18 protein-coding genes and 1 pseudogene are annotated in these 21,293 nt (G+C 63.9%); 14 read left to right on the top strand and 5 right to left on the bottom strand.

The annotated features are described in order from the left end of the window. Positions 1 to 26 precede the first annotated feature (26 nt). The 9 genes and pseudogenes from HU738_RS11925 to HU738_RS11885 all read left to right on the top strand — a co-directional run bounded on the left by HU738_RS11925 (position 27) and on the right by HU738_RS11885 (position 10,624). On the top strand, positions 27 to 1,310 hold the full coding sequence (locus tag HU738_RS11925) for an OprD family porin (protein ID WP_186602472.1): 1,284 nt from the start codon (positions 27 to 29) through the stop codon (positions 1,308 to 1,310). A 170-nt stretch (positions 1,311 to 1,480) separates the two neighbouring features. Beyond that, complete coding sequence (locus HU738_RS11920; protein WP_186602470.1) at positions 1,481 to 2,227, top strand: gluconate 2-dehydrogenase subunit 3 family protein; 747 nt, start codon at positions 1,481 to 1,483, stop codon at positions 2,225 to 2,227. Between the two features lie 3 nt (positions 2,228 to 2,230). Beyond that, positions 2,231 to 4,015 carry a GMC family oxidoreductase gene (locus HU738_RS11915; protein ID WP_186602468.1) on the top strand — a complete coding sequence of 595 codons (1,785 nt, stop codon included), beginning with the start codon at positions 2,231 to 2,233 and terminating at the stop codon, positions 4,013 to 4,015. A 12-nt stretch (positions 4,016 to 4,027) separates the two neighbouring features. After that, positions 4,028 to 5,266, top strand: a complete 1,239-nt coding sequence (locus tag HU738_RS11910; RefSeq protein ID WP_186602466.1) for a cytochrome c — start codon at positions 4,028 to 4,030, stop codon at positions 5,264 to 5,266. Between the two features lie 211 nt (positions 5,267 to 5,477). Next, positions 5,478 to 6,500: a LacI family DNA-binding transcriptional regulator gene (locus HU738_RS11905; protein ID WP_176507235.1), complete on the top strand. Its 1,023-nt coding sequence runs from the start codon at positions 5,478 to 5,480 to the stop codon at positions 6,498 to 6,500. Between the two features lie 70 nt (positions 6,501 to 6,570). Continuing rightward, positions 6,571 to 7,350: an AP endonuclease gene (locus HU738_RS11900; protein WP_186602464.1), complete on the top strand. Its 780-nt coding sequence runs from the start codon at positions 6,571 to 6,573 to the stop codon at positions 7,348 to 7,350. Beyond that, positions 7,343 to 8,293 carry a sugar kinase gene (locus HU738_RS11895; RefSeq protein ID WP_186602462.1) on the top strand — a complete coding sequence of 317 codons (951 nt, stop codon included), beginning with the start codon at positions 7,343 to 7,345 and terminating at the stop codon, positions 8,291 to 8,293. Before HU738_RS11900 ends, HU738_RS11895 begins: the two co-directional genes overlap by 8 nt. 63 nt (positions 8,294 to 8,356) lie before the next feature. Then, positions 8,357 to 9,641: pseudogene (locus HU738_RS11890) on the top strand (MFS transporter). A gap of 17 nt (positions 9,642 to 9,658) precedes the next feature. Next, a complete protein-coding gene (locus HU738_RS11885; protein WP_186602460.1) occupies positions 9,659 to 10,624 on the top strand; it encodes a 2-hydroxyacid dehydrogenase in 966 nt (321 codons plus the stop codon). Between the two features lie 68 nt (positions 10,625 to 10,692). On the opposite strand, the gene cprA is transcribed toward HU738_RS11885, so the two are convergent. Then, positions 10,693 to 11,841, bottom strand: a complete 1,149-nt coding sequence (cprA, locus tag HU738_RS11880; protein WP_176507231.1) for a cationic peptide resistance protein CprA — start codon at positions 11,839 to 11,841, stop codon at positions 10,693 to 10,695. Positions 11,842 to 12,358: 517 nt separating this feature from the next. On the opposite strand from cprA, the gene HU738_RS11875 reads away from it, so the two are divergent. Further along, positions 12,359 to 12,643 (top strand): hypothetical protein, encoded by a 285-nt coding sequence (locus HU738_RS11875; RefSeq protein ID WP_186602459.1) that lies wholly within the window; start codon positions 12,359 to 12,361, stop codon positions 12,641 to 12,643. 46 nt (positions 12,644 to 12,689) lie between these two features. On the opposite strand, the gene HU738_RS11870 is transcribed toward HU738_RS11875, so the two are convergent. Then, the gene (locus HU738_RS11870) at positions 12,690 to 13,877 is read right to left on the bottom strand and encodes an MFS transporter (RefSeq protein WP_186602457.1); all 1,188 of its coding nucleotides are present in this window, start codon (positions 13,875 to 13,877) and stop codon (positions 12,690 to 12,692) included. A gap of 158 nt (positions 13,878 to 14,035) precedes the next feature. Beyond that, a complete protein-coding gene (locus HU738_RS11865) occupies positions 14,036 to 15,415 on the bottom strand; it encodes an APC family permease (RefSeq protein ID WP_186602455.1) in 1,380 nt (459 codons plus the stop codon). 302 nt (positions 15,416 to 15,717) lie between these two features. Here HU738_RS11865 and HU738_RS11860 point away from each other — a divergent pair, with 302 nt between their 5' ends. The 3 genes from HU738_RS11860 to HU738_RS11850 all read left to right on the top strand — a co-directional run bounded on the left by HU738_RS11860 (position 15,718) and on the right by HU738_RS11850 (position 18,643). Then, the gene (locus HU738_RS11860; protein WP_186602453.1) at positions 15,718 to 17,211 is read left to right on the top strand and encodes an aldehyde dehydrogenase; all 1,494 of its coding nucleotides are present in this window, start codon (positions 15,718 to 15,720) and stop codon (positions 17,209 to 17,211) included. Between the two features lie 126 nt (positions 17,212 to 17,337). After that, a complete protein-coding gene (locus HU738_RS11855; protein WP_186602451.1) occupies positions 17,338 to 17,838 on the top strand; it encodes a peroxiredoxin in 501 nt (166 codons plus the stop codon). A gap of 169 nt (positions 17,839 to 18,007) precedes the next feature. Continuing rightward, entirely contained in the window at positions 18,008 to 18,643 is a 636-nt protein-coding gene (locus HU738_RS11850) for a hypothetical protein (protein ID WP_186602449.1), read from the top strand. 40 nt (positions 18,644 to 18,683) lie between these two features. Here the strand turns inward: HU738_RS11850 and HU738_RS11845 are convergent, their stop codons facing one another. Both HU738_RS11845 and HU738_RS11840 read right to left on the bottom strand, forming a co-directional pair. After that, on the bottom strand, positions 18,684 to 19,226 hold the full coding sequence (locus tag HU738_RS11845; RefSeq protein ID WP_186602447.1) for a hypothetical protein: 543 nt from the start codon (positions 19,224 to 19,226) through the stop codon (positions 18,684 to 18,686). Between the two features lie 200 nt (positions 19,227 to 19,426). Continuing rightward, positions 19,427 to 20,344 (bottom strand): LysR family transcriptional regulator, encoded by a 918-nt coding sequence (locus tag HU738_RS11840; protein WP_186602445.1) that lies wholly within the window; start codon positions 20,342 to 20,344, stop codon positions 19,427 to 19,429. Positions 20,345 to 20,447: 103 nt separating this feature from the next. Between HU738_RS11840 and HU738_RS11835 the strand changes: the two genes are divergently transcribed. After that, complete coding sequence (locus HU738_RS11835; protein ID WP_099814087.1) at positions 20,448 to 21,200, top strand: SDR family NAD(P)-dependent oxidoreductase; 753 nt, start codon at positions 20,448 to 20,450, stop codon at positions 21,198 to 21,200. Positions 21,201 to 21,293 lie beyond the last annotated feature (93 nt).

The following is a 21,293-nucleotide window of genomic DNA, read 5'->3' as shown; positions in this document are numbered from 1 at the left end:
AACAAGAACAACAACAAGGCGTAACCATGAACATTTCCCTCTCCCGGCGGGCATCGCTGATGCTCGCGGCGCTTGGCTGCGCGTGCCAGGCGGCTCAGGCAGGTTTTGTCGACGATGGCAAGGGCAGCCTGGAGCTGCGCAACTTCTACTTCGACCGTGATTTCCATGGCGATACCGCCAGCCAGTCGCGGCGCGGCGAGTGGGCCCAGGGCTTCATGCTCAAGTGGCAGTCTGGCTACACGGACGGGGTTGTCGGCTTTGGCCTGGATGCGGCCGGCATGCTGGGCCTCAAGCTCGATTCTTCGCCCGACCGCAGCGGCACCGGGTTGTTGCCGCGAGGCAGCGACAAGCGCGCAGCGGACGAGTATGGCAAGGCGGTTGCCACGTTCAAGGCGAAGCTGTCGCGGACCGAGTTGCAGGTCGGTGGGCTGAGCCCACAATTGCCGTTGCTGGCGTCGAACTACAGTCGCCTGTTCCCACAGTGGTTCCACGGGGCGCAGTTGGTCAGCAAGGATCTGGACGATTTCAGTTTCACCGTACTGCAGGTCGATGCGACCAAACTGCGCGACTCCAGCGATTTCGAGGACCTGACGGCGATGGCGCAACAGGGCGCCTATTCAGCGACGGTGAGCAGTGACCGCTTGTATTACGCCGGGGCGGATTACCAGCCGCTGAAGAACCTGACCGTGAGCCTGCACACCAGCGAGCTCGAAGACCTGTTCCGCCGTGATTTCGCTGGCTTCAAGTACCGCCTCGCCGCGGGGCCGGGTGAGGCGTTCACCGAGTGGCGCTGGTTCAACGCCAGGGAACAGGGCAGGGCGTTGCTGGGGGAGGTGGACAACCGCACCTTGAGCACCAACTTCGGCTACAGCCTGCACGGCCATACCTTCAGTGGTGGCTACCAGAAGGTCAGCGGCGATACCGCCTACGCCTATGTGGGCGGCACCGATACCTACCTGTTCAGTGAACAGCAGGTCAGCACCTTCGCCCTGGCCAACGAGCGTGCGTGGATGCTGCGCTATGACTACAACTTTGCCGCTTTGGGTATGCCGGGGCTGACCTTCAACGTGCGCTACGTGAAGGGTGACCAGGTCGACCCGCAGCGTATCGCCACGGCCAAGGGCAGGGCGCTCGCGGCACGGGGCGGAGAAGGCGAGGAGTGGGAGCGGACCACGGACATCACCTATGTGGTTCAGTCAGGTGCGCTCAGGAACGTGTCGCTGCGCTGGCGCAATGCGAGCATGCGCTCGAACTTTGCCGATGCGGCGGACGAGAACCGGGTGATCGTGGGGTACACCTTCGAATTTTGAAGTATTGCAGGGTCCCCTGGAGCGATGAGTGTCAAGGTTCAGGATGTCGCAGGGCATGAAACCGGTTTCAAAAGATGTGCAAACCCGCTAGATTACGCGGCTTTTCCGGCCCAGGCCGGGACACCAGATGGCGCAACCCAAGGCCGCCCCTATGCTGATGAGGACCTGAAATGCCTGAGCATGCCCCCGATAATCCGCGCCGGGACTTCCTGCGCAAGACCTTGACCCTGATCCCGGTGGTCACCGTGGCCGGTACCGGCCTCGGTGCCAGCCAGCTGCTGGCCGAGCCGGTGCGCGACGATCGCTTGCACGGCAAGGTGCCGGCCACGCCACCGCCAGGCAACTATCAGCCAACCTTCTTCACCGCCGAAGAATGGGCCTTCGTGCAAGCGGCCGTGTCGCGCATCATCCCCGCCGACGAACTCGGCCCCGGCGCACTGGAAGCGGGCGCTGCCGAATTCATCGACCGCCAGATGAACACCCCTTACGCCACGGGCGCCCAGTGGTACATGCAAGGCCCGTTCAAGGCCGATGCCGCCCCGGAGCTCGGCTACCAGCTGCAACTCAGCCCGCAACAGATCTACCGCCTGGGCATCGCTGCCGCGCAGGCCTGGTGCAAAAACGCCAGCGGTAAAACCTTTGCCGAGCAAGATAGCGCTACCCGAGACAAGATTCTCGGCAAGATCGAAGCCGGTGAGATCGTTTTCGAGCAGCTGCCGGCCAAGGTGTTCTTCAGCCTGCTGGTGCAGAACACCCGCGAAGGCTTCTTTTGCGACCCGATTCACGGCGGCAACAAGGGGATGGTCGGCTGGACGCAGATCGGCTTCCCGGGCGCCCGGGCAGATTTCATGGACTGGGTCGAGCGCAACGAGCCGTACCCGTTCCCGGCAGTTTCGATTCGCGGCGAGAGGGCGTAAGGCATGGCCAATGCAATGAAAAAGGCTGACGTGGTGATCGTCGGCTTCGGCTGGGCCGGCGCGATCATGGCCAAGGAGCTCACCGAAGCCGGGCTGCAGGTGGTGGCGCTGGAGCGCGGGCCGATGCAGGACACCTACCCGGATGGCAGCTACCCGCAGGTGATCGACGAGCTGACCTACAGCGTGCGCAAGAAGCTGTTCGTCGATGTATCGAAAGAGACCGTGACCATCCGCCACAGCGTCAACGATGTCGCGCTGCCCAACCGCCAGCTTGGCGCCTTCCTGCCGGGCAAGGGCGTTGGCGGTGCGGGCCTGCACTGGTCAGGCGTGCACTTTCGGGTCGACCCGATGGAGTTGCGCATGCGCAGCCATTACGAGGAACGCTACGGCAAGCGCTTCATTCCCGAAGACATGACCATCCAGGACTTCGGCGTCAGCTACGAGGAGCTCGAGCCGCACTTCGATTTCGCCGAGAAAGTGTTCGGCACCTCGGGCCAGGCCTGGACCGTCAATGGCCAGCTGGTGGGCGAAGGGAAGGGCGGCAACCCCTACGCGCCTGACCGTTCCAACCCGTTCCCCCTGCCGGCGCAAAAGAACGTGGTATCGGCCAAGCTGTTCGAACAGGCCGCGGCCAGCCTTGGCTACAAGCCCTACAACCTGCCGTCGGCCAACACCTCCGGGCCGTACACCAACCCGTACGGCGCGCAGATGGGGCCGTGCAACTTCTGCGGGTTCTGCAGCGGCTACGTCTGCTACATGTACTCCAAGGCTTCGCCGAACGTGAACATCCTGCCGGCTCTGCGCCAGGTGCCGAATTTCGAGTTGCGCGCCAATGCTCATGTGCTGCGGGTGAACCTCGACGACAGCAAGCGCAAGGCCACCGGCGTGACCTACATCGACGCCCAGGGCCGCGAAGTGGAGCAGCCAGCGGACATCGTCATTCTCGCCGCCTTCCAGTTCAACAACGTGCGCCTGATGCTGCTGTCCGGCATCGGCAAGCCTTACGACCCGGTCAAGAACGAAGGCGTGGTCGGGCGCAACTTCGCCTACCAGAACATGGGCACGGTCAAGGCGTTCTTCGACAAGGATACCTACACCAACAACTTCATCGGTGCCGGCGGCAACGGCGTGGCCATCGACGACTTCAACGCCGACAACTTCGACCATGGCCCGCATGGCTTCGTCGGTGGCTCGCCGATGTGGGTCAACCAGGCCGGCACCCGGCCGATCGCCGGAGGCGGCACGCCACCGGGCACCCCGGCCTGGGGCAGCGCCTGGAAAAAGGCCACGGCCGACTACTACACCCATCAGGTGTCGATGGACGCCCACGGTGCGCACCAGTCGTACCGCGGCAACTACCTCGACCTCGACCCGACCTACCGCGACGCCTACGGCCAGCCGCTGCTGCGCATGACCTTCGACTGGCAGGAAAACGACATCAGGATGAACCAGTTCATGGTCGACAAGCTGAGCAAGATCGCCCAGGCGATGAACCCCAAGTCGATCGCCGTGCTCGGCAAGAAGGTCAAGGAACACTTCAACACCGCCAACTACCAGACCACCCACCTCAACGGCGGCGCAATCATGGGCAACGACCCGAAGACCAGCGCGCTGAACCGCTACCTGCAGAGCTGGGACGTGCACAACGTGTTCGTCCCCGGTGCTTCGGCATTCCCCCAGGGCCTGGGCTACAACCCCACTGGCCTGGTGGCGGCGCTGACCTACTGGTCGGCCCGGGCGATCCGCGAGCAGTACCTGAAGAACCCCGGCCCGCTGGTCCAGGCTTGAGGAGCGATGAACATGAAGAACCTGTTGATCGCCACCCTGCTGCTGGGCGCTACTACGGCCACCCAGGCCGACGAGGCCCTGGTGAAAAAAGGGGAATATCTGGCCCGCGCCGGTGACTGTGTGGCCTGCCACACCGCCAAGGGCGGCCAACCCTTTGCCGGCGGGCTGCCGATGGAAACTCCGATCGGCACGGTGTACTCCACCAACATCACCCCGCACGCCAGCGGCATCGGCCAGTACAGCTTCGCCGACTTCGACCGGGCCGTGCGCAAAGGTATCGCCAAGGACGGCAGCACCTTGTACCCGGCGATGCCGTACCCGTCCTATGCGCGGGTCAGCGACGACGACATGCAGGCGCTGTATGCGTACTTCATGCAAGGCGTCGAACCGGTTGCGCAGCCCAACAAACCGACCGATATACCCTGGCCGCTGAGCATGCGCTGGCCGCTGTCGATCTGGCGCGGGCTTTTCGCCCCTGAGGTGAAGGCCTGGCAGGCGCCGGCGGGGGCGGACCCGGTGGTCAGCCGTGGCGCCTACCTTGTCGAAGGCCTGGGCCACTGTGGCGCCTGCCACACCCCGCGCGCCCTGACAATGCAGGAGAAAGCGCTGAGCCCTGCGGATGGCGAGCAGTTCCTGGCCGGCAGTGCGCCGCTGGAGGGCTGGATCGCCAAGAACCTGCGTGGCGACCACAAGGACGGCCTGGGCAGCTGGAGCGAGGCGCAGCTGGTGCAGTTCCTCAAGACTGGCCGCAGTGACCGCAGCGCGGTGTTCGGTGGCATGAGCGATGTGGTCGAGCACAGCATGCAGCACCTGAGCGATGCCGACCTGACCGCCATCGCCCGGTACCTGAAGACCTTGCCGCCAAGCGATCCGAACGACACGCCGCACGTGTATGACAAGCAGGTGGCCGAGGCCTTGTGGCAGGGTGACGACAGCAAACCGGGGGCGTCGGTGTACATTGACAACTGCGCGGCGTGCCACCGCACCGATGGCCATGGCTATACCCAGGTGTTCCCGGCGCTGGCGGGCAACCCGGTGGTGCAGACGGCCGATGCCACCTCGCTGATCCATGTGGTGCTGGCGGGCGGGACCGTCCCGGCGACGCGTACGGCGCCGTCGAACTTCACCATGCCGGCGTTCGGCTGGCGCTTGAGTGATCAGGAAGTGGCGGATGTGGTGAACTTCATTCGCAGCAGTTGGGGGAACCAGGGCCGCGCGGTCAGCGCCGCTGAGGTGAAACACCTGCGCTAAAGCCGACTTCCCCCCTGTGGGAGCGGCCTTGTGTCGCGAAAGGACCGCGGAGCGGTCCCGACAATATCTGCTTCTCGCCGAAATCCTGGGGCTGCTTTGCAGCCCTTTCGCGACACAAGGCCGCTCCCACAGGTTGACGATCGCTTCAAGTTCTGCTGTATTGAAACCGGTTTCATTCGCTGTCACCGACAACAATCACAAGGGACCCGCAATGACCGATTCACCCTCCAGTCCCCGCGAGCGGGTGACTATCAGCGAAGTGGCACGTGTGGCCGGAGTTTCCAAGGCCACGGTCTCGCGCTACATCGGCGGCGATCGCCAGCTACTGGCTGAGGCCACCGCCAAGCGCCTCGAACAGGTCATCGAGCGCCTGGGCTACCGGCCCAACCAGATGGCCCGCGGTCTCAAGCGTGGCCAGACGCGTCTGATCGGCATGCTCGTGGCCGACATTCTCAATCCCTATTCAGTGGCCGTGATGCATGGCGTGGAAACCGCCTGCCGCCAGCACGGTTACAGCCTGGTGGTGTGCAACACCAACCGTGACGACGAGCAGGAGCGCCACCACCTGACGGCCCTGCAGTCGTACAACGTCGAAGGGCTGATCGTGAACACGCTCGGCCGCCACCCCGGCGAACTGCTCAACCTCCATCGCGACATCCCCATGGTATTGGTCGACCGGCAACTCCCGGAGCTGAAGGTCGACCTGGTCGGCCTGGACAACGCCGATGCCATCGAACAGGCCCTGGACCACCTGCAGGCGCAAGGCTACCGCGACATTCTCGCGGTCACCGAACCGCTGGATGGCACCAGCTCGCGCCTGGAGCGGGTGCAAGCCTTCACCGCGTCGATCAGCAACCGCAACGGCATGCGCCAGCAACTGCTGGAGGTCGATACCGGCCTGCCGGCCAAGCTCGGTGCCTTCCTGGCCAGCAAGGGCCACGGCCCGCAGGCGATCTTCACCTTCAATGGCGTGGCCACCTTGGCGGTTACCCGGGTCCTGCACGATTCCGGCTGCAAGCTGTTCACTGACGTGGGCCTGATTGCCCTCGACGAACTGGACTGGTACCCCTTGGTCGGTAGCGGCATCACTGCCTTGGCCCAGCCTACCGAGCGCATTGGCGTGGCCGCGTTCGAGTGCCTGCTCGAACGCCTGCGCGGCAGTGGCGATGCACCGCGACGCATCGATTTCAAGGCGCAGTTGATCACCCGAGGTTCCACTCAGGCACACGGATAACCTGCGGGCAGCCGGGCTGCCCGCATGGCTGCAAGCAAAAAATGAAACCGGTTTCATAAGGACAACAACAATGCATGAGAACCCCGTTTCCATCAGCCTCTCGAGCTACGGCGCCAGCCTTGTGCGGCAGCGTGGCCAGATGGGCTTCATCGACCTGCTGGCGGCTGCTGGCGTCAGTCGTATCGAACTGCGCGAAGAGTTGTTCGACGAGGCACCCGACACGGCCGCGCTTGCGGCAGCGATCGCCGCCTCGGGCCTTGAGTGCCTGTACTCCTCGCCGCTGGAGTTATGGACGGCGCAAGACGAGCCAGCCCCGCAGCTGCCGGCGAAGCTGGCGCTGGCCAAGGCCCTGGGCGCCGTGGCGCTGAAGGTCTCGCTTGGGCATTACCATGAGCAATGCGATGTCGGTGCCTTGCAGGCGCTGCTGCGCGAGGGTAACCCGGTACTACTGGTGGAAAATGACCAGACCCCACAAGGCGGGCGCATCGAGCCGCTGCTGCGGTTCTTCCAGCACGCACAAGGTTGGGCCTTGCCGCTGGGCATGACGTTCGACATCGGCAACTGGCAATGGCAGGGCGAGTCGGCGCTGCAGGCCGCTCGCCAGCTCGGCCGCTGGGTGCGCTACGTGCACTGCAAGGCGGTGCTGCAAGGCGCAGATGGCCGCTTGCACGCGGTACCGCCCAAGGCGGCCGACCTGTTGGCCTGGGAGGCGCTGTTCGATGAATTCAGCCCCGGGCTGGTGCGTGCGGTCGAATACCCGCTGGTTGGCGATGACCTGTTGGCGTTGACCCGCGCCCAGGTGCACAACCTGGCCAGGCTGGGGCTGGGCGAGGAGGTGAGCCATGCTTGAGCATGACGTGCTGTGTTTCGGTGAAACCATGGCCATGTTCGTTGCCGAACAGACCGGCGACCTGGCCAGTGTTGGCCGCTTTGGCAAGCGTATTGCCGGCGCCGACAGCAACGTGGCCATCGGCCTGGCCCGGCTGGGCTTTCGCGTGTGCTGGCTGAGCCGCGTGGGCGATGACTCGCTGGGGCGCTTCGTGCTGGCCAGCCTGCGTCAGGAGGGCCTGGATTGCAGCCGCGTCGAAGTCGATGGCAGCCGCCCGACGGGCTTTCAGCTGAAAAGCCGCTGCGATGATGGCAGCGACCCGGTTGTGGAGTACTTTCGCAGCGACTCCGCCGCCAGCCGCCTTTCCACTGCGCTGCTCGACCCGGCATTGCTGCAGGCCCGCCACCTGCATGCCACCGGCATTCCGCCCGCGCTGTCGGCCAGCTGCCGGGCACTGTCCCATGCCCTGGTCGACGGCATGCGCGAGGCCGGGCGCAGTGTGTCCTTCGACCCGAACCTGCGCCCGTCATTGTGGCCTGACCGCGCGACCATGATTCGTGAGATCAACGCCCTGGCCGTGAAGGCCCACTGGGTGCTGCCGGGCCTGGAAGAAGGCCGTTCGTTGACCGGCCAGCACACGCCCGCCGACATCGCTGCCTTCTACCTCGACCAGGGGGTGGAGCACGTGGTGATCAAGCTTGGCGATGCGGGTGCCTATTACCGCACGCGTCATGCTGCGGGGCAGGTTGCGCCGGTGCCGGTGGCCAAGGTGGTGGACACCGTGGGGGCCGGCGATGCCTTCGCCGTCGGCGTGGTCAGCGCGCTGCTCGAAGGCCGCCCGCTGGCCGACGCGGTGGCGCGCGGCAACTGGTGCGGCAGCCGCGCCGTGCAATCACGTGGCGACATGGAAGGCCTGCCACAACGTCATCAACTGCAAGCGCACGAACTGCGCAGAAGTGCCTGAACCGCTGAACGCCGGCAAGCCGGCCCTGTTGCGACAAAAACAACAAGCTCAGGAGAACGTTTCATGCAACCGACTCGCCTCGCACCACGCCGCTGGTGGTACATCATCCCGATCGTCTTCATCACCTACAGCCTGGCCTACCTGGACCGCGCCAACTACGGCTTCGCCGCGGCCTCGGGGATGGCCGACGACCTGAAGATCACCCCCGTGCTGTCTTCGCTGCTGGGTGCGCTGTTCTTCCTGGGGTACTTCTTCTTCCAGGTACCCGGCGCGATCTACGCCGAAAAGCGCAGCGTGAAGAAACTGATCTTCGTCAGCCTGATCCTCTGGGGCGGCCTGGCGACCCTGACCGGGATGATCAGCAACGTCTACCTGCTGATTGCCATCCGCTTCCTGCTCGGCGTGGTGGAAGCGGCGGTGATGCCGGCCATGCTGGTGTACCTGTGCCACTGGTTCACCCGCGCCGAGCGCTCGCGGGCCAACACCTTCCTGATGCTGGGCAACCCGGTGACCATCCTCTGGATGTCGGTGGTCTCGGGCTACCTGATCAAGCATTTCGACTGGCGCTGGATGTTCATCATCGAAGGCCTGCCGGCGGTGCTCTGGGCCTTTATCTGGTGGCGCCTGGTGGATGACCGGCCAGCTCAGGTGAAGTGGCTGAGCGAACAGGAAAAGGCCAGCCTGGAGCAGGCCCTGGCGGCCGAACAGTTTGGCATCAAACCGGTGAAGAACTACCGCGAAGCATTCCGCTCGCCGCAGGTGATCGTGCTGTCGTTGCAGTACTTTTGCTGGAGCATCGGTGTGTATGGCTTCGTGCTGTGGCTGCCGTCGATTCTCAAGCAGGCTGCCAATGTCGATATCGTCGAGGCCGGCTGGTTGGCCTCGGTGCCGTACATGGCGGCGGTGCTGGCCATGGTCGGGGTGTCGTGGGCCTCGGACCGCCTGCAGAAGCGCAAGCGTTTCGTCTGGCCACCGCTGTTGATCGCTGCCGTGGCGTTCTACGGCTCTTACGCGCTGGGCACCGAGCATTTCTGGCTGTCCTACGCGCTGCTGGTGCTTGCCGGTGCCTGCATGTACGCACCCTATGGCCCGTTCTTCGCCATCGTGCCGGAGATTCTGCCGAGCAACGTGGCCGGCGGGGCCATGGCGCTGATCAACAGCATGGGCGCGCTGGGTTCGTTTGGTGGCTCTTGGCTGGTGGGCTACCTGAACGGCGCCACTGGCGGCCCGGGTGCCTCCTACCTGTTCATGTCGGGGGCGCTGCTGACGGCAGTGGCGCTGACCGCAGTACTGAAAACCTCACAGACCTCAGGCCGGGCCAAGCGCGGCGGCCCACGCCTGGCCATGAGCCAATAGGAAGCAACCATGAAGAAACGCATCGTCTTGTACAAACGCCTGTCCGACGCCTTGCTGGCGAAGCTGGAGGAACAGGTGGAGGTGACCTGGGTGGACACCCGTGCTGCGGATGGCCTGGCGCGTCTGCGCGATGCCTTGCCGGGGGCGCATGGCCTGTTGGGCGCCAGTGTGCGCCTGGACGGTGAACTGCTCGACCTGGCACCGCAACTGGAGGTGATTGCCAGCGTGTCGGTGGGCGTCGACAACTACGACATCGCGGACCTGACACGCCGCGGGGTGATGCTGACCAATACCCCGGACGTGCTCACCGAAACCACCGCCGATACCGGCTTCGCCCTGCTCCTGGCCACCGCCCGGCGGGTGGTGGAGCTGGCCGGTTGGGTGCGTGCGGGGAAATGGCAGGCCAGCCTGGGGCCGGCGCACTTCGGCACCGATGTGCACGGCAAGACCTTGGGGGTCGTTGGCATGGGGCGCATTGGTGAAGCATTGGCCCGGCGGGGCGCGGCCGGCTTCGGCATGCGTGTGCTGTACCACAGCTCGCGCGCCAAGCCAGAAGTGGAGGCACGCCATGGGGCGCGTTACTGCAGCCTGGATGGGTTGCTGGCCGAGTCGGACTATGTGTGCCTGACAGTACCGCTCAGTGCCACGACCGAGGGCCTGATCGGCGCCCGCGAACTGGGGTTGATGAAGCCCGGGGCGATACTGGTGAACATTGCCCGCGGGCGGGTGGTGGATGAGACCGCCCTGATCGAGGCGCTGCAACAGAAGCGGATTGGCGGGGCAGGGCTGGACGTCTTCGTGCGCGAGCCGTTGGCTGCCGATTCGCCGCTGCTGCAGCTCGACAATGTGGTGGCGACGCCGCACATCGGATCAGCGACCCATGAGACGCGGGAGGCCATGGCGCGCTGTGCGGTGGACAACCTGCTAAGCGCCTTGGCCGGCCAGCGTCCGCCGAACCTGGTCAACGTGCAGTAACGCCGAATCCTGTGGGAGCGGGCATGCCCGATCCCACAGGTGGGCCGGGTCATGCTCGGCAGGGTGGCTTACTTGAAATCCCACTGCATCTGGGTGGCGATGCTCACACCACTGGACGATTTCACGCATACATCCAGGTAATCGGTGAACCGCGGTGGCACGGCGATGCCTTCTTCAAGCAAACGGCTGTTGTCGAACAGGTAGTTGAGGTCGGCGAAGCCGCTGTACAGGCGCAGGGCGCGCAAAACCAGGCGTGGGTTGGCCGGGCCGATGCGCGCTTCGAAGTCCTGCGCCAGGCTCTTCAGGTCATCGACATCGACCTTGCGGTAACGTTCGCCCACGGGCGCCGCGCCATTGGCATGGGCAAAGGCCTGGTCAATCTCGGCAAAGGTGCAAGCGGCCTGATGGCCGGCGGAGATGTGGTACAGGTTGTGCTCCAGGCGTGGCTTGAGGGTCAGGCCGATCAGTGCTTCGGCGCAGTAGTCCACCGGGATCACATCGATCTGTTCGTCCAGTTCGCAGGTGAAACTCTCCAGGGCAAAGCCCATGCGGAACACCCAGAAGATGCTCGCCGAGGCCTGGCAACCCAGGGTGCGGTGGCCCACCACGATGGACGGGCGCGCCACCACCAACGGCAGTTGCGGCAGTTGTTCGCTCATGCGTCGTTCGATTTCGGCCTTCGAGGCGGTGTAGTCGACCAACTGCTGCTCGGCAGCCGGGAACTCCCAGGACTCGCTGATCGGCGATTCGCGTTGCGGCCCGCAGCTCATCGCCGTGCCCACGTGTAGGAAGCGCTTGAGGCGCGTCGAGCGGCTCATCACTTCGGCGAAGGCGTAGGTGCCCTCGACATTGACCGGCCAGATGTTCGGGTTCTTCGAGAACGAAGCCACCGCCGCGCAGTTGATCACCCGATCGATTTGCATCAGCCGGGGTGTGGCGTCTGCCAGCCAACGGGTATCGAGGAAGTCGCCGCATATGATCTGGTCGGCGCGCAGGGCCAGGCAGTCACGCTCGGCAACGCCATGCTGGCGCAGGTTGCCGCGCAGGCGTTCGAGGCCTTGCTCAGCGCTGTCGGCGCGCACCAGAAAACACAGGTTGGCGCTACGGCCGTTGGCAATCAGTTGGGCCGTTACCGAACCGCCAAGAAACCCGGTGGCACCGGTCAGCAGTATATGTTCGTGAAGGTCGAAGTTAATGTGTGGGGCAGGCGCGTTCATAAACTTCCTCTGAAAAGTTTATTGGCTGTTATCGAGGTTTGAGCTCGTGCCTGGAGCGCGCAGGGACTGGCGTTCAGCTATGAGCGGAGGCGATTGTCAGACGGTTTGACAGGGAGTGGCAATTAACGAAATGCGGGTTTCATATGAAACAAAAGTTAATGAAAGTTGGGGCGTAGTTAAAAAGAGAATGCGCCATGCAAAGATGACACAGGGTGTGTTATCAAGCAGTGAGAAGAATGTGAAAAATACCTTCGCTGCACGGATATTTACAGGCCCGAAAAAGACCCCGCCGCGAGCACAGCTCGCGATGCCGCAGGCGATCCATTGACCGCTGCAAAAATTTATTTTCACAGCGGTGCCACTTTTTCGATATCACGACACTCCCACCCTTACGTGCTATCTCTTTAGGATGACGGGAGTGCCAGACAAAATGCCGCTGACGTTTACGCCGCAACAGCAGTTGAGGAGCTGCGCGATACAGCTGATGTGCCCGCGCGCGGGCGAACTGTTTGCACGCATGAATGACGCCTTGTCGCAAAGCCCGGAGGCCTGTGAGCGCGAGGAGCTCTCGGAGACGCTATTGGCGCGCATCGAGGACATGGTCGCCAACAAACCCCAGGCAACGGCGTTCTTTGCCTATCAGCTGCATGCCTGGAGCAACGAAGGCTACCTGCCGCCGAACTGCGTCACGGCGTTGTACATGGTGGGCAAGGCATTGCACGGCAGTGCGGCGCAGGCAGTCGAACTGGCGCCGTCGACCAGGGTCTCGCTGGAACGCTTGCTGGGTATTACCCAGCGATGATCCCGGCCCCGTCGCGGCAAGCCTGCGAAGAGGCCGGTGAAGGGGCTCAGTGCCCGCCCTTCATACGGCGTGCCACCAGGTAGATCAGCAACCCCGCCAAGGCGGTTGCAGCACCGATGTAACCGGTGCTGGTCCAGCCCAGGCCGGCGCTGATGGCCATGCCGCCCAGCCAGGGGCCCAGGGCGTTGGCCAGGTTGAAGGCGGCATGGTTGGAAGCGGCCGCCAGGCTTGGCGCTTCATGGGCGATGTCCATCAGGCGGATCTGCAGCGGCGCGGCCAGGGCGATCATGGTACCGACCAGGCCGATCCCCAACAGCACCGACCACAGCGCCTGGGCGGCGACGCTGAAGAACAGCAGCACCGCCGCCGACCATACCAGCACGATGCCCACGGCGCGGAACTGCAGGCGGTCGAACAGCTTGCCGCCGGCAATGTTGCCGATGATACCGCCGGCGCCGAACGCGGCCAGGCCGAAGGGGATCCACTCCGGCGCCACCTGGGTAACCTGCAGCATGGTCGGTGCCAGGTAGCTGAATACGCAGAACATGCCGGCAAAGCCGATCGCGGCAATGCCCAAGGCCATCCATACCTGCGGCAGGGTAAAGGCTTGCAGTTCCTTGCGCGGGTCGCTGCGGGGTTCATCGTCGGGCTGCGGCACGTATCGCCAGACCAGGGCGATGGTGCACAGGGCGATGGTACCGACCAGGATGAACGCCGAACGCCAGCCGAACAACTGGCCGAGGAAGGTTGCCACCGGGTTGCCCAGCAGCATCGCCAGGGTCAGGCCCATCATCACCCGCGCCACGGCGCCGGCGCGCTGGTTGTTCGGCACCATGCTCGACGCCACCACGGCGGCGATGCCGAAGTAGGCGCCGTGGGGCAGGCCGCTGATGAAGCGGAAGGCCACCATGCTGGTGAACGACGGGGCAAAGGCGGTGGCCAGGTTGCCGATGGCATACAGCGCCATCAGCCACAGCAGCATGTGCTTGCGCAGCAGCTTGGCACCGAGGATGGCCAGGGTCGGGGCGCCGACCACCACACCCAGCGCGTAGGCGCTGATGGCATGGCCAACTTGCGGCTCGCTCAGTTGCAAGTTGCTGGCGATATCGGGCATCAGGCCCATGATGGCGAATTCGCCAGTGCCGATGGCGAAGCTGCCCAGCGCCATGGCAGCTTCCATCTTGCCGACGTTGGCCTTGGTCGTGGCGAGCGGCGGTAACTCCTGAACAGACATTGCGGTCCCTTATGAAACATGCTGAAACGTTTAATGAGGGATCATATCATTTGGAGGCGGCGCAAGGGGTAGAGCGATGGATTTGCAGGGCCTGGGCGATCGAGCGCCGCCCGCGCGGCGCATCGCGGATAAATCCGCTCCTACACACAGGCACCCCATCACTCGGCCATGTGCAACTCCGGCAGCTTCACCCGAAAGGCCTTGGTCAGGCCGAACAGGCAGAGGAACCCGACGCCCATCCAGCTCAAGCCTATGGCGAAGGACATGCTCGAAAGGCTGGTCCACAGCCAGATCGTGCTGAGGAAGCCGAGCGCCGGAATCGCACCATACAGCAGGCCATTGCGCACCCCACGCAACTGTTGGTCCACCAGGTAGTGCTTGACCACCGCCAGGTTCACCGCCGAAAAGGCGAACAGGGCACCGAAGCTGATCATGTTGGCCACGGTGTCCAAGGTGATGAACAGCGCCACCAGCGACAGCAGGCTGACCAGCAGGATTGCCGTCGCCGGCACGCGCTTCCTGGTCACCAGCTGGCCAAACATCCGCGGTAGCGCGCCATCGCGGCCCATGGCGAACAGCACCCGCGACACGCTGGCCTGGGACACCATCGCCGAGGCGAAGCAGCCCGCTACATAGGTCGCAGTAAAGGCCGTCACCAGGTATTCGCCGCCGACCCGGCGCATCACGTCTACCGACGCCGAATCCGGGTCGGCGAAGCTGGCCCAGTCGGGGAACACCATCTGCGCGAAGTACGACACCACCAGGAACAGCAGGCCACCGATCAGCGACACCGCCAGGATCGCCTGCGGGATGCGCCGGGTCGGGTTGCTGGTTTCCTCGGCCATGGTCGACACCGCATCGAAGCCGAGGAACGACAGGCACAGCACCGCCGCGCCGGTCATGATCAGTGGCACGCTGAAACCTTCATGATGGAACGGCGCCAGCAGCGACACCGGCGCGGCCTGGCTGTCCATGTGGCGTATCGACAGCGCGACGAACACCACGATGAACACCAGCTGAGCCACCACCAGGACCCAGTTGACCCGGGTGATCGACTCGATGCCGATCAGGTTGAGGAAGGTCACCAGGGCGATCGACCCGGCCACCCACACCCAGGCATGGATGGTCGGGAAGTACTCGGACATGTAGATGCCGATCAACAGGTAGCTGAGCAGCGGCAGGAAGATGTAGTCGAGCAGCAAGGTCCAGCCGGCGATAAAGCCGAAATGGCTGCCGAACGCCTTGCGTGTGTAGGTGTAGACGGAACCGGAGTAGGGATGGGCCTGGACCATGCGGCCGTAACTGTAGGCCGTCAGGAGCATGGCGGCGAGGGTGAGGAGGTAGGCGATGGGCAGGTGGCCCTTGGTCATCTGGGTGACCAAGCCATAGGTGGTGAAGACGGCAAGCGGGACCATGTAGGCGAGGCCGAACAGGACCAGCGCGGTCATGCCCATGGACTTTCTGAAGCGGCCTGAAGGGTTGCTGGCTGACGCAGGCTGAGGGTGATGGGGCTGGGCTGTAGTTGTTGTTGTATGCATGGCTGACTCCTGAAATGGGATGCAGGAAGCTGCAGTAGGCGAGCGGGCTCGCTACTGGTAAGAGCGTTGGGGTGGGGCTGGAATGGCGCGGCTCGAATGCTCCCACACTCGATGAGGCCTCGAAATCACCCTTTGGGGGGAGCATTGCACGCCGGTCGCGTAAACCCTGGCGCCCGTCGCTGGCGAGCATTTTCCTCTGCAAGGGGCAACAAAAAGCTGGTTTCGCCGGGCCTGTGGCTGGGCCAAGAATGTTGGCCAGACCCATAACAATCGGACCGCAGGGACGGTCGTCAGGAGTGTGTATGTACGATCTCGGATACTGGCAACAGCGCGCGGCAGGCCTGAGCCTGCCAGACAAGGCCTCGATCGGCGGCCGCCAGTTGGGGGCCGCCAGCGGTGCAACGTTCGACGCCATCAACCCTGCGACCCGTCAGCTGCTCGCCCGTGTCGCTGCCTGTGACCAGGCCGACGTCGACCTCGCCGTCAGCACGGCGCGCAAGGCGTTCGAACAAGGGCCCTGGCCGCGCATGGCGCCCGTCGAGCGCAAGAAGGTACTGCTGCGCCTGGCCGAGCTGATCATGGCCCATCGCGAAGAACTGGCGCTGCTGGACTCGCTGAACATGGGCAAGCCGGTCATGGATGCCTACAACATCGACGTGCCCGGTTCGGCCCATGTCTTCGCCTGGTATGGCGAGGCGCTCGACAAGGTCTACGACCAGGTTGCACCGACCGCCGCCAATGCCTTGGCCACCATCACCCGCGAAGCGCTGGGTGTGGTAGCCGCGGTGGTGCCGTGGAACTTCCCGCTCGACATGGCCGCCTGGAAACTCGCCCCGGCGCTGGCGGCCGGCAACAGTGTAGTGCTCAAGCCCGCCGAGCAATCGCCGTTTTCCGCCTTGCGCCTGGCCGAGCTGGCGCTGGAGGCCGGCCTGCCGGAAGGCGTGCTCAACGTGGTCCCGGGCCTTGGCGAAACGGCAGGGCGTGCACTGGGCCTGCACCCGGACGTCGATTGCCTGGTGTTCACCGGGTCCACCCAGGTCGGCAAGTACTTCATGCAGTACTCGGCCCAGTCCAACCTCAAACAGGTGTGGCTGGAGTGTGGCGGCAAGAGCCCGAACCTGGTGTTCGCCGACTGCCAAGACCTGGACCTAGCCGCCGAGAAGGCTGCCTTTGGCATCTTTTTCAACCAGGGCGAGGTGTGCTCGGCCAACTCGAGGCTGTATGTGCAGCGCTCGATCCATGACGCGTTCATCGAACGCCTGCAGGCCAAGGCCCGCCAGTGGCAACCAGGCAACCCGCTGGACCCGGCCAGCCGTGCGGGTGCCATTGTCGACGCCGAGCAGACCACGCGCATTGCCCGGGCCATCGGCCAGGCCCATGAGGAAGGTGCGCGGCTGGTCTGTGGCGGGCAACGCCTGACCATCGGGACCTCGGACAACTTTATCGAGCCGACCATCTTCGCCGGCGTCGACAAGCGCATGAGCCTGGCCCGGGACGAGGTGTTCGGCCCGGTGCTGGCGGTCAGTGCGTTCGATACCGAAGACGAGGCGATTGGCCTGGCCAATGACAGCCTCTACGGCCTGGCGGCGTCGGTGTGGAGCGATGACCTGAATCGCGCGCACCGGGTTGCCCGTGCGCTCAAGGCCGGTACGGTGTCGGTGAACACCGTCGATGCACTGGATGTGACCGTGCCGTTTGGCGGTGGCAAGCAGTCCGGGTTCGGCCGCGACCTGTCGCTGCATTCGTTCGACAAATACTCGCAGCTGAAGACCACCTGGTATCAGCTGCGCGGCTGAGTGACCGCTTGCCAAGGAGCATCCCGGGCTGGCGGTGCTGCCAGTAGCTCCAACCACGGATGTACCTGGCCTGATGGATTGCTGCATGATAGCCAGCTCGGCCATCCACTTACCCAGGAGTCAGCGATGATCAAGCCAGGCGAGCAACTGCCAGACATTACCCTTTACCACTACAACAACAGCGAAGGCGCCTGCCCGATCGGCCCGAATGCGTTCCCGGTGCGTGAGCGCTGCAAGCAGAAGAAAGTGGTGATCTTCGGTTTGCCCGGCGCCTTCACCCCCACCTGTTCCGAGCGCCACGTACCCGGTTACGTCGCCGCGGCGCCGGAGCTGTTCGCAGCCGGCGTTGACGAGATTCTCTGCGTTTCGGTGAATGACGCCTTCGTCATGAACGCCTGGGGACACAGCCTGCAGGTAGGCGACGCGGTGAAGATGATCGGCGACGGCAATGGCGAGTTCAGCGAGGCGCTGGGGCTGATCCAGGACCTCTCGGCCCGTGGCCTGGGGCGGCGTTCGCAGCGCTATGCCATGGTGGTCGACGATGGCGTGGTCAAGCACATTGCGGTGGAGGCGCCCGGCAAGTTCGAGGTCAGCGACGCGGCGAGCCTGCTGGCCGTGGTGCGCTAATGGCTGCCTGAGCCAAATAGGCCTTGCCGGGTAATAGTCGTGGTCGGAGTGCAAATGAGCTCTGGTCCGCTTCTCTCAGGGTGAAGGCCTTTTGATATCATTTAAAATTCCTTAGAATGCAGGCCGCCTTTCGCTCGAAGGGTGCCCTGTCATGTTCAAGGAAGTCGAAATGCAATGTGTAAAAGTCATAGGCCTGGCCCTCGCCCTGAGCCTCGGTGGTTGCGCCAGTTTCACCAAGGACGAGGTGGCACCCGTCGACCTGCCGTCGATGGCCAGCTATGCCAACAAACCCAATGTCTACGTGGACTTCGACTTTTTCCAGGGTGACCCGGAAGGCGCCAAGGCCAGCGAAATGCCGCAAGCCCGTGACATGCTCAAGCCGGAACTCAAACGCGCTTTCAACGAGTCGGGCTTGTTCGGCCGCGTGACCTTCGATGAATTCGAAAAGCAGCCAGGCGACTACAGCCTGCGTCTGAAGGTTTACAACCATGCGCCGAGTGGCGGGCAGATGGTGCTGTCCTTTATCAGTGGCCTGACTTTGACCATCATTCCCGCCATGGCCACCGACCAGTACACCATGAGCCTGGAGACCTTGGATGAGCAGGGCGCTTTGCTCACCAAGAACCAGAACCACGACGCCATCAATACCTGGATGGGTATCTGGTTCCTGCCGCTGGTGGGCAATACACCGAAGGCGGCGGTCACCGACACCTTCAATCGTCAGGTCAATGCATTGCTGAAGACCTGGGTGGAAAACAACCGCGTGAAATATTCGGCCGCCGACACACGCATTCCGCGCGTGTGAGCCCAAACAGAAAGAGCCGCAATCGCGGCTCTTTTTTTGCTTACTTCAATGCCTGTACAAATTGCGGATCGCTGTACAGCGACTTGAGCAAGGCCTGCAGCATCGGGTTGTAATTGTTGGCCGCTGTCGGAATCGCAATCGGCCCGAAGAAGCTGCTGTCCCAGTCACGGGTCACGTCCTTGGTCGACTCGTAGAGCACCTGGTCACCCTGGCGCAGGGTGAACCGCGCCTCAAGCTCGCCATGCCCGTTGGCCACGCCGGAGTTGAGCTTGCTCTTCACCAGTTGCACTTGCAGCTGTCGATCGGCCTTGGGATCGAGCAGGCCGGCATGGCGAAGCTCATCATTGATGGCCGCTTGAATGTGCAGCGGAATGTTGCCTGCGGGTGAAGAAATCGGATTCAGGCGCACCATCAGCGAGCCTTGCCCGGCGTCGGCCTGCACTTGCGCTTCGCGCACCGCTTGCAGGGGGGCGTTCTGCTTCAACTGCTGAACGTTCTGGTAGTTGGCTTCGTAGCGGGCCATTGTCACACCGCAGCCTTGCAGCAGCAGGACGAGTGGGGCAACCAGGTAAAGCTTGTTCACGGCGGATCCTTGCGTGTCATGAAAGGAGCACGATTATCGATAAGTGGCACTGTGCCATCAAGTGCTTGAGGATATGTACGCAGGCCTGAACGCTCCGATGAGCACGGGTCGGACGCCGGTGCCCCGTGCTCCTCATTGGACCCAAGCCTGGAAAGAAGGGGGGTAAAAGTTGACGTACAGTACGGCAGAACGTCTCGACGCTACCTGGACGGCTGCCATTGCGGGTTCGACAACCGCTCGACGAAAAACTCGGCCAGGGCCTGGACCTTGCGCGGCCGGGTGCGCGCGGACGGGGTCACGAAGTACAACCCTCCCTGGGTCATCCGCCATTCGGGCAGAAGGTGCACAAGGCGGCCGTCAGCCAGGTACTCGGCGGCAATGAATTCCGGTAGCTCGGCAATCGCCATGCCTGCCAGCAGGGGGGCGATCAGGGCATCGGCATTGGTCACCCGCAACGGCCCACGGGGCGTCACGTCCTGCTCGCTGCCGTTGTCGTGGATGAAGCGCCACACCTGGCTTCGGGCGCGGTAGGCATAGCTCATGCAGGCATGGCCAGCCAGTTCGCGCGGGTGCGTGAGCTGACCGTTGCGAGCAAGGTACGACGGCGCGGCCACCAGGTACTGGCTGACCGAACAGATACGCCGCGCCACCAGCGACGAGTCGGGCAGGGCGGCGATGCGCAAGGCGGCATCGAAGCCATCGGCGACCAGGTCGACGGTTGAATCGGACAGATGCAGGTCGATTTCCAGTCCAGGGTAGTGCGCCAGCAGCTCGGGCAGCAGCGGCGCAACCCAACGCAAGCCGAAGGACATGGGCACTGCCAGGCGCACCAGCCCGCGTGGCTGCAGCGACAGCGCCTGGGCCTCGCTTTCCATTTCTTCAGCCTGGCGATACAGCGCGCTGGCTTGCTCGACCATGCGCTGGCCGAATTCCGTCAGTGAGAGCTGGCGCGAGGTGCGGTTGAACAGGCGCGCACCCAGCCGTTCTTCGAGGCGCGCTACGGCACGCGATACGGTGGGTACCGAAACGCCCATGGCGCGTGAGGCGGCGGCGTAGGAGCCTTCTTCGGCCACTTTGGCGAACATCGCCAGGCCTTCGAAATCCGGAATTCTTGGCATTTCATATCTGCAATGATGGCTTTCAAATGATTCTATTTTGAAAAGGCCTGCAGGTCGATACGCTTCTCCTACAGCAACTCACCACCTCAACGGGAGAAACACCATGAGCAAGAAACTCGAAGGCAAGATCGCACTGGTCACCGGCGGCACCACCGGCATCGGCCTGGCCACGGCAAAACGCTTTGCAGAGGAGGGTGCCCATGTCTACATCACCGGGCGTCGCCAGGCGGAGCTGGACAAGGCTGTGGCGCAGGTGGGCAATGCCACCGGGATTGCGGTCGACTCCACCCGGCTGGAGCAACTGGACGAACTCTACGCCCGCATCGCCCAGGAAAAGGGGCGCCTGGATGTGCTGTTCGCCAACGCTGGCGGTGGTTCCATGCTGCCTTTGGGTGACATTACCGAAGCCCACTACGACGATACCTTTGACCGTAACGTGAAGGGTGTGCTGTTCACCGTGCAGAAGGCGTTGCCGCTGCTGGCGCAGAACGCGTCGATCATCCTGACTGGCTCCACGGCCGGCAGCTCCGGCACGGCGGCATTCAGCGTGTATTCGGCTTCCAAGGCGGCCGTTCGGGCCTTTGCCCGTAGCTGGATCCTTGACCTGAAGGATCGCGCGGTCCGGGTCAACACCCTCAGCCCGGGCGCAACGCGTACGCCTGGCTTGGTCGACCTCGCCGGGCCGGATGCCGCGCAACAGCAGGGCCTGCTCGATTACCTTGCAGCGCAGGTGCCGCTGGGCCGCGTAGGGGAACCGGTCGAAATCGCCAATGCTGCGGTGTTCCTGGCCAGCGATGATGCCAGCTTCGTCAACGGCGCCGAGCTGTTCGTGGACGGTGGCCAGGCGCAGATCTGAGCCTCATCAAGGCGAAACACGGGCGGAGTACACCTGTACTCCTGCCTGAAAACCGCCATCAGGCTGACAAGCGAGACCGTGGCCGGCTTTCAG

The sequence above is a fragment of the Pseudomonas vlassakiae genome (assembly GCF_014269035.2).
GTDB classification, from domain to species: domain Bacteria; phylum Pseudomonadota; class Gammaproteobacteria; order Pseudomonadales; family Pseudomonadaceae; genus Aquipseudomonas; species Aquipseudomonas vlassakiae.
The sequence above is the reverse complement of the archived record's forward strand: the minus strand, read 5'-3'. Positions and strand labels throughout refer to the sequence as shown.